The organism is Piscinibacter sp., from assembly GCF_050175855.1.
Classification (GTDB): domain Bacteria; phylum Pseudomonadota; class Gammaproteobacteria; order Burkholderiales; family Burkholderiaceae_C; genus Piscinibacter.
This window is the reverse complement of the sequence record NZ_JBFXIO010000144.1, coordinates 1-11,183: the sequence shown is the minus strand read 5'-3', so window position 1 is coordinate 11,183 and position 11,183 is coordinate 1. Positions and strand designations below refer to the sequence as shown.

10 protein-coding genes and 1 pseudogene are annotated in these 11,183 nt (G+C 71.4%); 5 read left to right on the top strand and 6 right to left on the bottom strand.

From position 1 onward, the window contains the following. Both AB7U92_RS12620 and AB7U92_RS12615 read right to left on the bottom strand, forming a co-directional pair. Positions 1-242: pseudogene (locus AB7U92_RS12620) on the bottom strand (hypothetical protein); the annotation flags it as partial. Further along, a complete protein-coding gene (locus AB7U92_RS12615) occupies positions 235-1,488 on the bottom strand; it encodes a lipoprotein-releasing ABC transporter permease subunit (protein ID WP_428577097.1) in 1,254 nt (417 codons plus the stop codon). The gene AB7U92_RS12615 and the pseudogene AB7U92_RS12620, both read right to left, overlap by 8 nt. Before the next feature lie 60 nt (positions 1,489-1,548). Between AB7U92_RS12615 and AB7U92_RS12610 the strand changes: the two genes are divergently transcribed. The 5 genes from AB7U92_RS12610 (at position 1,549) to AB7U92_RS12590 (ending at position 7,217) form a co-directional block, all read left to right on the top strand. After that, the gene (locus tag AB7U92_RS12610; protein WP_428577094.1) at positions 1,549-2,478 is read left to right on the top strand and encodes a hypothetical protein; all 930 of its coding nucleotides are present in this window, start codon (positions 1,549-1,551) and stop codon (positions 2,476-2,478) included. Beyond that, positions 2,475-4,205: a single-stranded-DNA-specific exonuclease RecJ gene (recJ, locus tag AB7U92_RS12605; protein ID WP_428577091.1), complete on the top strand. Its 1,731-nt coding sequence runs from the start codon at positions 2,475-2,477 to the stop codon at positions 4,203-4,205. Before AB7U92_RS12610 ends, recJ begins: the two co-directional genes overlap by 4 nt. A gap of 92 nt (positions 4,206-4,297) precedes the next feature. After that, positions 4,298-5,560: a PQQ-dependent sugar dehydrogenase gene (locus AB7U92_RS12600; RefSeq protein WP_428577089.1), complete on the top strand. Its 1,263-nt coding sequence runs from the start codon at positions 4,298-4,300 to the stop codon at positions 5,558-5,560. A gap of 65 nt (positions 5,561-5,625) precedes the next feature. Next, on the top strand, positions 5,626-6,477 hold the full coding sequence (locus AB7U92_RS12595) for a 3',5'-nucleoside bisphosphate phosphatase (protein WP_428577086.1): 852 nt from the start codon (positions 5,626-5,628) through the stop codon (positions 6,475-6,477). Positions 6,478-6,578: 101 nt separating this feature from the next. After that, positions 6,579-7,217 carry an L-threonylcarbamoyladenylate synthase gene (locus tag AB7U92_RS12590; protein WP_428577083.1) on the top strand — a complete coding sequence of 213 codons (639 nt, stop codon included), beginning with the start codon at positions 6,579-6,581 and terminating at the stop codon, positions 7,215-7,217. Positions 7,218-7,245: 28 nt separating this feature from the next. On the opposite strand, the gene folE2 is transcribed toward AB7U92_RS12590, so the two are convergent. From folE2 to AB7U92_RS12570, 4 genes are all read right to left on the bottom strand, one after another. Beyond that, entirely contained in the window at positions 7,246-8,037 is a 792-nt protein-coding gene (folE2, locus tag AB7U92_RS12585; RefSeq protein WP_428577080.1) for a GTP cyclohydrolase FolE2, read from the bottom strand. A gap of 86 nt (positions 8,038-8,123) precedes the next feature. Then, positions 8,124-10,016 (bottom strand): 1-deoxy-D-xylulose-5-phosphate synthase, encoded by a 1,893-nt coding sequence (dxs, locus tag AB7U92_RS12580; RefSeq protein ID WP_428577077.1) that lies wholly within the window; start codon positions 10,014-10,016, stop codon positions 8,124-8,126. 2 nt (positions 10,017-10,018) lie between these two features. Next, positions 10,019-10,906: a polyprenyl synthetase family protein gene (locus AB7U92_RS12575; protein WP_428577074.1), complete on the bottom strand. Its 888-nt coding sequence runs from the start codon at positions 10,904-10,906 to the stop codon at positions 10,019-10,021. After that, positions 10,903-11,145, bottom strand: coding sequence for an exodeoxyribonuclease VII small subunit (locus AB7U92_RS12570; protein WP_428577071.1), 243 nt, complete (start codon positions 11,143-11,145; stop codon positions 10,903-10,905). Before AB7U92_RS12570 ends, AB7U92_RS12575 begins: the two co-directional genes overlap by 4 nt. Positions 11,146-11,183: the final 38 nt, after the last annotated feature.

Below are 11,183 nucleotides of genomic sequence, written 5' to 3'. Positions count from 1 at the left end.
TGCGCGATCACCGACAGCATGCGGTCGCGCACCTCGGTGCTGAAGCCGTTCATCACCGACAGCACGATGATCAGCGCCGCCACGCCCAGCGCGATGCCCAGCATCGCCACCGCCGAGATGAACGAGATGAAGCCGTTGGCATCGCCGCCGCGGGCCGCGCGCAGGTAGCGCACGCCGACCTGCAGCTCGTAGGGCCATTGCTCGGGGCGCCATCGCGCGCGCAGGGGCGTCGCCTCACTCATAGCGCAGCGCCCTGGCCGGTTGCACGCGGCTGGCCCGCCAGCTCGGGTAGAGCGTGGCCACGAAGGACAGCAGCAGCGAGATGATGGCGATCGGCACGATGTCGCCGCGCTGCGGGTCGCTCGGCATGCGGCTGATCACGTAGACGCTGCCGGGCAGGAAGTTCACGCCCAGTGCGCGCTCGATCGCCGGCACGATGGTATCGATGTGGAAGGCCACGCCCACGCCGAGCAGCACGCCGGCCAGCGTGCCGATCACGCCGGAAGCGGCGCCCTGCACCATGAAGATGCCCATCACCGAGCGCGGACTCGCGCCCAGCGTGCGCAGGATGGCGATGTCGGCGCGCTTGTCGGTCACCGTCATGACCAGCGTGGAGACGAGGTTGAAGGCCGCCACCGCGACGATCAGCGAGAGGATGATGAACATCAGCCGCTTCTCGATCTGCACCGCGTCGAACCAGGCGCGGTTGCTGCGCGTCCAGTCGCGCAGTTCATAGCCGCTGCCCATCGCCTGGCCGAGCTCAGCGGCCACGGTGCGCGCGGCCTGCACGTCCTTCAGGCGCAGCTGCACGCCGGTCGGCCCCTCGACGCGAAACAGCCGTGCGGCGTCGTCCACGTGCATCAGGGCCAGGCCGCTGTCGTATTCCCAGTGGCCGCTGTCGAAGGTGCCCACCACGGTGAGCTGCTTCAGGCGCGGGATCACGCCCGCCGGCGTGACCTGCCCGCCCGGGGTGATCAGCGCGACCTTGTCGCCCTCGCGCACGCCCAGGCTGCGCGCCAGTTCGGCGCCGAGCACCACGCCCCAGGCGCCGGGGCGCAGGCGATCCATCTCGTCGCGCAGCTTTGCCGCCAGCGCAGTGACGCTGGCCTCGTCGGCCGGCGAGATGCCGCGCACCAGGGTGCCGCGCATCGTCTCGCCGGGAGACAACAGGCCCAGCGCGGCGACGAAGGGCGCCGCGCCGATCACCTGCGGATGCCTGCGCGCCTGCGCCGCGACGATGCGCCAGTCGGGAAGCGCGGCGTCGCCGGCGGCATGCACCTCGACGTGCGCCACCACCGACAGCATGCGGTCGCGAACTTCCTTCTGGAAGCCGTTCATCACCGACAGCACGATGATCAGCGCGGCCACGCCCAGCGCGATGCCGGCCATCGACACGCCCGAGATGAACGAGATGAAGCCGTTGCGCCGCCCGGCCCTGCCGCTGCGGGTGTAGCGCCAGCCGATCTGCAGTTCGTAGGGCCAGTTCATGTCGAGGCGCATGCTACCCGAGGGCCCCGGCCCCGACGTGGCGCGCCGGATAATCCGGCCATGCACCTGCTCGTTCCGTTCGCGTCGGCCCTGTCGGAGGCCGGGCGACACACGATCCGCGACCTGACCCTGCCGAACCTCGACCGACTGCTCGCGCGCCTGCAGGCCACCGAACGCCTGGGCACCGACGAGTACACGCTGACGCCGCCGCACGAAGCCGCACTCGCCACCGCGCGCGGCTGGGTGGGTGGCGCGGGCGCCCTGCCCTTCGCCGCGCACGCGGCGCGCGAGGACGGCATCGAGGTGCTCGACCTCGCCTGGGGCCAGCTGACGCCGGTGCACTGGCACGTTGGCCGCGACGAGATCGTGCTGACCGATCCCGAGGCCCTGCAGCTCGACGCGGCCGAGTCGCGTGCGCTGCTGGAATCGGTGCGCGAGCTGTTCGAGAGCGAAGGCTTCGCGCTCGCCTGGGGCGCCCCGCTGCGCTGGTACGCCGCGCACGAGAGCCTGGTCGACCTGCCCACCGCCTCGCTGGACCGCGTGGTCGGCCGCAACGTCGATCGCTGGCTGCCCGAAGGGACGCAGGCGCGGCTGCTGCGCCGGTTGCAGAACGAGGTGCAGATGCTGCTGCACTCACACCCGGTCAACGAGGCGCGCGAGTTGCGCGGTGCGCTGGCCGTCAATTCGTTCTGGCTCAGCGGCTGCGGGCGCTGGCAGGAGGCCGCCACCGACGCCGCGCGCGTCGATGCGCGACTGCGCAGCCCGCTGCTGTCGGACGACTGGGCCGGCTGGGCCGAGGCCTGGCGCGCGCTCGACGCCGGGCCGCTCGCCGAACTGGCCCGCGGAGCCGAACGCGGCGAGCCCGTCGTTCTGACGCTGGCCGGCGAACGCTTCGCGCAGCGTCTCGAATCGACGGGTGGCTCGTGGCTGGCGCGGCTGCGGCAGCGCCTGAGCCATCTGGCACCGGCCGCCGTGCTGGAGGCGCTGTGAGCGGCCCGGTGATCGCCCGCCGCGAGGCGCCGCCGCGCATCGTCTGGGCGCTGGAGCAGGCCGGCGTGCCGACGCTGCTGGCGCGCCTGTTCGCCGCGCGAGGCGTGCGCAGCGCCGACGAGCTCGACGACGGTCTGGCGCGGCTGCTGCCGCCGGCCACGCTGACCGGCGCGGCGGAGGCGGCCCGGCGGCTCGCCGACGCCATCGAACGCCGCCAGCGCATCTGCATCGTCGCCGACTACGACTGCGACGGCGCCACCGCCTGCGCGGTGGCGATTCGCGGCCTGGCCATGCTCGGCGCGGCGCGCGAGACGCTGGCCTACGTGGTGCCCGACCGCGCCGTGCACGGCTACGGCCTGACGCCGGCGATCGTCGACCTCGCCGCACCGCTGCGCCCGGATGTGCTGGTGACGGTGGACAACGGCATCGCCAGCCTGGAGGGCGTGGCGCACGCACGCGCGCGCGGCATGGCGGTGCTGGTCACCGATCACCACCTGCCGGCACAGCAGGACGGGCGCGTGGTGCTGCCCGAGGCCGACGTGATCGTGAACCCCAACCAGCCCGGCTGCGGCTTCGCCAGCAAGAACCTCGCGGGCGTGGGCGTGATGTTCTACGTGCTGCTTGCGCTGCGCGGCGAGCTGCGTGAGCGTGGCGCCTTCACGGCGGAGGCACAGCCGCGGCTGGACGCGCTGCTCGACCTGGTGGCGCTGGGCACCGTGGCCGACGTGGTGAAGCTCGATGCCAACAACCGCCGCCTCGTCGCCCAGGGCCTGCGCCGCATCCGCGCCGGCCGCCTGCAGCCCGGCGTGGCGGCGCTGTTCTCCGCCGCGGGCCGCGACGCTCGCCGTGCCAGCGCCTTCGACTTCGGCTTCGCACTCGGGCCGCGCATCAATGCGGCGGGGCGGCTCGCCGACATGACGCTGGGCATCGAGTGCCTGCTCACCGACGACCCGGCCCGCGCGGCGGAACTGGCGAAGACGCTGGACGGCATCAACCGCGAGCGCCGCGAGCTCGAGTCGGGCATGCGCGAGCAGGCCGAGGCGCAGCTCGAGGCGCTGATGCCTCAGGGCGACCCGCCGCCGGCGCTGGCGATCTTCGACGAAGGCTTCCACGAGGGTGTGGTCGGCATCGTCGCGGCACGCCTGAAGGACCGTGTGCACCGCCCGACCTTCGTCTTCGCGCGCGGCCAGGACGGCCTGCTCAAGGGCTCGGGTCGCTCCATCCCCGGCTTCCACCTGCGCGATGCGCTCGACCTGGTCAGCAAGCGGCACCCCGGCGTGCTGCGTCGCTTCGGCGGCCATGCCATGGCCGCCGGCGCCACGCTGTCTGCCGACGACCTGCCGACCTTCGCCGCCGCCTTCGAGCAGGTGGCGCGCGAGTGGCTCGATGCCGCCACGCTAGCGCGCACGCTGCTCACCGATGGCCCGCTCGATGCCGCGCAGTTCGACACCGCCACCGTGCGCACGCTCGACGCCCAGGTGTGGGGCCAGGCCTTCGAACCCCCGGTGTTCTGCGACGAGGTCGAGATCGTCTCGCAGCGCCTGGTGGGCGAGCGGCACCTGAAGCTGTCTGTGCGCCACGGGGGCGCGCTGCGCGATGCGATCTGGTTCGGCCGCAGCGAGCCGCTGGCGTCGCGCGTGCGGCTGGCCTACCGGCTGAGCGTGGACGAGTACAACGGCCGCGAGCGCGTGCAGATGGTGGTGGAAGGCAGCGAAGACGCCGCCTGAATGGGCGCCGGCCACAGGTTGCATCTGGTAGCGCGGCGGCCCCGTCGGCTGGCGATACTGCGCGGATTCGCCGTCACCATGGGCCCGCTGCCATGAACGATCCGCTCCACCCCGACCGCCGCACCACCCTGGCCTGGCTGATCGCGCTGGCCGGCGCCGCCACCACGGCCGCCTGCGGTGGCAGCGATTCGCCCGCCCCGGCCCCGAGCGGTACGTCACCAGCGCCCACGCCGCCGGCTCCCACGCCGCCGGCGCCGACACCGCCTGCACCACCGCCGCCGGCACCGGCGCCCGCGACCATCACCGCCACCACGATCACCAGCAACCTCGGCAGCCCCTGGGGCCTGGCCTTCCTGCCCGACGCGCGCATGCTCGTCACGCTCAAGGGTGGAAGCCTGGTGATCGTCAGCGCCAACGGCCAGACGGTCACGCCGGTCACCGGCGTGCCCGCCGTGAACAGCAACGGCCAGGGCGGTCTGCTCGACGTGGCGATCGACCCCGACTTCGCCACCACGCCCTGGGTCTACCTCAGCTACTCGGAGAACGGCACCGGCGGCAGTGGCACGGCCGTGGCCCGTGCCCAGCTGATGGGCACGGCGCTGCAGAACCTGCAGGTGATCTTCCGCCAGAGCCCCAAGGTCGGCGGCGACGGCCACTTCGGCTCGCGCCTGGTCTTCCGCAACGACAAGACGCTGTTCATCACCCTGGGTGAACGACAGCAGGGCAGCCCGGCGCAGGACCTGGCCCAGACCCTGGGCAAGGTGGTGCGCATCAACCGCGACGGCAGCTTTCCCGCCGACAACCCCAACATGGGTGCCGGCGCCCTGCCCGGCATCTGGAGCTACGGCCACCGCAATCCGCAGGGGGCTGCGCTGCACCCCACCACCGGCGAGCTGTGGCAAAGCGAGCGCGGGCCGCAGGGCGGCGACGAGATCAACATCTCGCGCGCGGGCCAGAACTACGGCTGGCCGAACGTCAGCTATGGCTGCAACTACGGCGATCCGTACGCCGGCAACGACAACACCAGCTGCCGCATCGGCGGCACCGGCGGCGTGCACGCACCGACCTACGTCGAGCCGCTGACCTACTGGGTGCCGACCTCGCAGGCGCCCGCCGGCCTGGCCTTCTACACCGGCAGCATGTTTCCCGAATGGCAGGGCAACCTGTTCATGGGCGCGCTGGCCGGCGCCGGTGTGTGGCGCCTCACGCTCAGCGGCAACACCGTGGCCTCGCGCGAGCGGCTCGACTTTGCGGCCATCAACACCCGCATCCGCGACGTACGCCAGGGCCCGGACGGCGCGCTGTACGTGCTGACCGACGGCAGCGGCGGCCGCATCGTGCGCATCGCACGCTGACCCCATGCCAGCGGGCCACGGGCCCGCTCCCTACAATCCGGGGCTCGATGCTGCCGAGTTCCTGGATGAATGCCGATCTGCACTGCCACTCCTGCGTGTCCGACGGCACCCTCACCCCGGAAGCGCTGGCGCAGCGCGCCAAGGATCGCGGCGTCGAGCTCTGGGCGCTGACCGATCACGATGAGATCGGCGGCCAGCACCGGGCGCGCGACGCCGCCCTGACACTCGGCCTGCCCTACCTCACCGGCACCGAGATCTCGGTGAGCTTCTGCGGGCAGACGGTACACATCGTCGGCCTCGGCTTCGACCCCGACAACGAGGCGCTCAAGCGCGGCCTCGCGGCCACCCGTGGCGGACGCCGCGAGCGCGCACTCGAGATGGCCGACAGCCTGGCCAAGGCCGGCATCCCCGGCAGCTTCGAAGGCGCGCTGAAGTACGTGGGCAACCCCGACTTGATCTCGCGCACCCACTTTGCGCGCTACCTCGTCGAGACCGGCGTGTGCGCCGACACCAGCGAGGTGTTCCGCCGCTTCCTCACCGAGGGCAAGCCGGGCTTCGTGCCGCACCGCTGGGCCGGCCTGCGCGACGCCGTGCACTGGATCACCGAGGCCGGCGGCATGGCGGTGATCGCCCATCCGGCGCGATACAAGTTCACCGCCAACGAGGAGCACGCCCTCTTCAGCGAGTTCAAGTCGCACGGCGGTCGCGGCGTGGAGGTCATCACCGGCAGCCACAGCGCGGCGGAGGCGGTGCGTTACGCCGAGGCGGCGCTGGAGTACGGCCTGGCTGCGTCGCGCGGCAGCGACTTCCACAGCCCCGACGAGAGCCACACCGACCTCGGCGCGCTGCCCGAACTGCCCGGCAACCTCACGCCGGTTTGGGAAGCGCTTCAAGACCGCATCCAGCGCCCGGCATGAGGGGCGCGCCGCCGCGCTGAACGAGAGCGGGGCGGTCGCGGCGCGCGCACCCGTCGGTGCACTGGGAGCGGATACCATCATCGATTGATCCCGATTCCGCCATGTCCCAGTACTTCGAGGTCCACCCCGACAACCCGCAGCCTCGCCTGCTCAAGCAGGCGGTGCAGATCCTGCACGGCGGCGGCGTGGTCGCGATCCCCACCGATTCCAGCTACGCGCTGGTGTGCCACCTCGACGACAAGGCCGCGGCCGAGGCGCTGCGGCGCATCCGCGGCGTCGATGAGAAGCACCACCTCACGCTGCTGTGCCGCGACCTCAGCGAACTGGCCAGCTACGCGCGCGTCGACAACCGCCAGTACCGGCTGCTCAAGCTCGGCACGCCGGGGCCCTTCACCTTCATCCTGGAAGCGACGAAGGAAGTGCCGCGCCGGCTCTCGCACCCCTCGCGGCGCACCATCGGCCTGCGCGTGCCCGACCATGCCGTGACGCAGGCGCTGCTCGAAGTGCTCGGCCAGCCCCTGATCGCCACCACGCTGATCGCGCCGGGCGAGAGCGAGCCGATGAACGAGCCGCAGGAGATCCGCGAGCGATTCCAGAAGCTGCTCGGGGCGGTGGTGGATGCCGGCGCCTGCCCGATGCAGCCGACCACGGTGGTCGACCTCAGCGGCGACACGCCGGCGCTGGTGCGCGCCGGGCGCGGCGACCCGGCTCTGCTGGGCCTCGCCCTCGAAACCGACTGATCAGCCGCGCTCGAAGCGCGAAAACGGGTCACGCCCGTTCGATGCGGGCGACAGCCGAGTGCGCGTGGATGGACTCGAAGTTCTCCACGTCGACCATGTAGCGGCCCACGCGCGGATCGGCGTTCAGGCGCAGTGCCACGTCGCGCACCAGGTCCTCGACGAACTTCGGGTTCTCGTAGGCCCGTTCGGTGACCCACTTCTCGTCGGCGCGCTTGAGCATCGGCCAGATCTCGCTGGAGGCCGAATCCTCGGCGAAGCGCACGAGTTCGCCCCAGGTGATGTCCTGCAGCAGTTCGACGCGCACGGTGACGTGCGAGCGCTGGTTGTGCGCGCCGTAGTCGGAGATCTCCTTCGAGCACGGGCACAGGCTCTTCACCGGCACCACTGCCTCGGCCCAGACGGCCACCTGGCCGTCCCTGGCCTCGACGATCCAGCGGCCCTGGTACTCCAGCAGGCTCTCCACGCCGGACACCGGCGCGCGCTTGCGCAGGAAGAACGGGAAGCGCGCCTCGATGCGGCCGGTGGTGGCGTGCAGCTTGTGCAGCATCACGCCCATCTGCTGGCGCAGTTCGGCGGCGTCGATGGCGCGGTCGAGCGATTCGAGCCAGGCCACGAAGCGCGACATGTGCGTGCCCTTCTGCTCCGCCGGCAGCGCCACGTCGAGATCCCATTCGGCCACGGTGGCGAGTTCGGCTGCACCCAGGCGCAATTGCATCGGATAGCGCACGCCGCGCACGCCCACGCGCTGGATCGCCAGGTGGCGCTCGTCTCGGGCACTCTGGGTGTCCGGGATATGCAGCGCGTCTTTCAGGTTGCTCATGGTTGGGCTCGAAACTCAGGGCGCAGGATGCCAGCAAACGCCCGGCCGCGTGGCGGCAGGGCCTTGAACCCCGCGTTCAGCCGCATTCAATGGTTGACCGCCCGCACCAGCGCCGGCTTGGTGCCGAATCGCTTGATCACGGCCTGCTCGATGCCGGCGGCGTCCAGGCCGCACATTGCCAGCAGCTTGGCCGGGTCGCCGTGCTCGACGAAGGTGTCGGGCAGGCCCAGCGTCAGCACCGGCGTGCTCAGCCCGGCGGCGGCCAGCGCCTCCAGCACCGCGCTGCCGGCGCCGCCCATCGTGCAGCCTTCTTCGACCGTCACCAGCGCCTCGTGGTTGCGCGCCAGGTCGGCCACCAGTTCCGCGTCCAGCGGCTTGGCGAAGCGCATGTTGGCCACCGTGGCATCGAGCTTCTCGGCCGCGGCCAAGGCCGGATAGAGCAGCGTGCCGAAGGCCAGGATGGCGATGCGCGAGCCCTGCCGGCGAACCTCGCCCTTGCCGAAGGGAATGGCGGTCATCTCCTGCACGATCTCGGTGCCGGCGCCGCTGCCGCGCGGGTAGCGCACGGCCACCGGGTGGTCCTGCAGGAAGGCGGTGTACAGCGCCTGGCGGCATTCGTTCTCGTCGGCCGGCGTCAGCACGCTCATGTTCGGCACGCAGCGCAGGTAGGCGATGTCGTAGGCGCCGGCGTGCGTCGGGCCGTCGGCGCCGACGATGCCGGCGCGGTCGAGGGCGAACACCACCGGCAGGTTCTGCAGCGCCACGTCGTGGATCAGCTGGTCGTAGGCGCGCTGCAGGAAGGTGGAGTAGATCGCCACCACCGGCTTGAGTCCCTCGCAGGCGATGCCGGCGGCGAAAGTCACGGCATGCTGCTCGGCGATGCCGACGTCGAAATAGCGCTCCGGGAAGCGCTTGTGGAACTCGACCATGCCCGAGCCCTCGCGCATCGCCGGCGTGATGCCGACCAGGCGCTGATCCTTCTCGGCCATGTCGCACAGCCACTGACCGAACACCTGCGTGAAGGTGGTCTTGGGCGGCGTGGCCGGCTTCTGGATGCCCTGCGCGGGGTCGAAGGGCGTGGGGCCGTGGTACTTGATCGGATCGGCCTCGGCCAGCTTGTAGCCGTAGCCCTTCTGCGTGACCACGTGCAGGAACTGCGCACCCGGCTTGTCGCGCAGGTTCTCCAGCGTGGGGATCAGCGCGTCGAGGTCGTGGCCGTCGATCGGGCCGACGTAGTTGAAGCCGAACTCCTCGAAGATGGTGCCGGGCACGACCATGCCCTTGGCATGCTCCTCGAAGCGACGTGCCAGCTCGAACAGCGGCGGCGCGTTCTTCAGCACGTTCTTCGCGCCCTCGCGCGCGGCGGCGTAGAACTTGCCGCTCATCAGCCGGGCGAGGTACTTGTTCAGCGCGCCCACCGGCGGGCTGATCGACATGTCGTTGTCGTTGAGCACCACCAGCAGGTTGGGCACGTGGCCCATGTGCGGCATGCCGGCGTTGTTCAGCGCCTCGAAGGCCATGCCGGCGGTCATCGCGCCGTCGCCGATGATGGCCACGGCGTGCCGGTCCTCGCCCTTGCGCTGCGCGGCGATGGCCATGCCCAGCGCGGCCGAGATCGAGGTCGAGGAGTGCGCGGTGCCGAAGGTGTCGTACTCGCTCTCATCGCGGCGCGGGAAGCCCGAGAGGCCGCCGAGCTGCCGCAGCGTGCCCATGCGCTCGCGCCGGCCGGTGATCACCTTGTGGGGGTAGGTCTGGTGGCCGACGTCCCACACCAGCCGGTCGGCCGGCGTGTCGAACACGTAGTGCAGCGCGATCGTCAGCTCCACCGTGCCGAGGTTGGACGACAGGTGGCCGCCGGTCTTGGAGACGCTGTTGAGCACGTAGTCGCGCAGCTCGGCGGCGAGCTGCTTGAGCTCCAGTCGCGACAGCTTGCGCACGTCGGCCGGGCTGTTGATGTTCGGCAGCAGCAGATACTTCATCGTCAGTTGTCCCGTTCGACCACCTTGTCGGCCAGCAGCGCGAGCGCGCTGGTGTCGGCCAGCCCGCTGCGCGCCAGCGCGGCCTGGGCCTGGGCACGCAGCTCCAGCGCATGCGCGCGGGCGCGCTCCAGGCCGAGCACGCTCACGTAGGTCGGCTTGTTGTTGTCCACGTCCTTGCCGGCGGTCTTGCCCAGCGTCTCCGACGCCTGGGTCACGTCGAGGATGTCGTCGACCACCTGGAAGGCCAGGCCCAGGGCGTCGCCGTAGACGGCCAGCGCCTCCCACACCGTCGCGCCGACCGGACCGCAGGCGGCGCCCATCAGCACGCTGGCCTGGAGCAGTGCGCCGGTCTTGCGCCGGTGCATGTCGCGCAGCTGGTGCTCGTCCAGCGGCTTGCCGGTGCTGGCCAGGTCGATGGCCTGGCCGCCGGCCATGCCGGCATGCCCGGCCGCACGGGCCAGCAGCGAGCACAGCCGGGCCTGCAGGGCCGGCGCCACGCCGTGATCGGGCGTGAGCACCTCGAAGGCCAGGGCCTGCATGGCGTCGCCGGCGAGCATCGCCTGGGCTTCGCCGTACTTCACGTGCACCGTCGGCTTGCCGCGGCGCAGCACGTCGTTGTCCATGCACGGCATGTCGTCGTGCACCAGCGAGTAGGCGTGGATCAGCTCCACCGCGCAGGCCGCGCGCAGCGCCGCCTCGCGCTCGCCGTCCACCGCCTGTGCGGCCGCCAGCACGAGCAGCGGGCGCAGCCGCTTGCCGCCGTCGAGCACACCGTAGCGCATCGCGTCGCCCAGGCCCGCCGGCGAGTCCTTGGGAACCCAGGAGGTCAGAGCCGACTCCACGGCATCGAGCTCGCCGGCAGCCCAGGCGTCGAAGTGCTGGCGGTTCATCCGGCGATCCAGGGTTTGAGCTGCCCGTCCTCGAGCACCTTGACCTGCGCCTCGACGGCCTCGAGCCGGCCGCGGCAGTAGGCCAGCAGCTCGGCGCCGCGGCGGTAGCTGTCGATCATGCGGTCCAGCGGCAGCTGGCCGCCTTCCATGCTCGCGACGAGCTGCTCGAGTTCGCGCAGGGCGTCTTCGTAGCTCGCCGGCTCCTTGGCAGCCGTGGGGGAAGGAGAGTTTTTTGCCATGCGCAATCCAGAGAGGCTGATTGTAGTCAGCCCCGTTT

Bases quoted from the DNA above. Each gene is read 5' to 3' on its own strand.
- AB7U92_RS12570 (WP_428577071.1), bottom strand. From the start codon at position 11,145: ATGGCAAAAAACTCTCCTTCCCCCACGGCTGCCAAGGAGCCGGCGAGC.
- folE2 (WP_428577080.1), bottom strand. From the start codon at position 8,037: ATGAGCAACCTGAAAGACGCGCTGCATATCCCGGACACCCAGAGTGCC.
- AB7U92_RS12610 (WP_428577094.1), top strand. From the start codon at position 1,549: ATGCACCTGCTCGTTCCGTTCGCGTCGGCCCTGTCGGAGGCCGGGCGA.
- AB7U92_RS12595 (WP_428577086.1), top strand. From the start codon at position 5,626: ATGAATGCCGATCTGCACTGCCACTCCTGCGTGTCCGACGGCACCCTC.
- AB7U92_RS12575 (WP_428577074.1), bottom strand. From the start codon at position 10,906: ATGAACCGCCAGCACTTCGACGCCTGGGCTGCCGGCGAGCTCGATGCC.
- AB7U92_RS12600 (WP_428577089.1), top strand. From the start codon at position 4,298: ATGAACGATCCGCTCCACCCCGACCGCCGCACCACCCTGGCCTGGCTG.
- dxs (WP_428577077.1), bottom strand. From the start codon at position 10,016: ATGAAGTATCTGCTGCTGCCGAACATCAACAGCCCGGCCGACGTGCGC.
- AB7U92_RS12590 (WP_428577083.1), top strand. From the start codon at position 6,579: ATGTCCCAGTACTTCGAGGTCCACCCCGACAACCCGCAGCCTCGCCTG.
- AB7U92_RS12615 (WP_428577097.1), bottom strand. From the start codon at position 1,488: ATGAACTGGCCCTACGAACTGCAGATCGGCTGGCGCTACACCCGCAGC.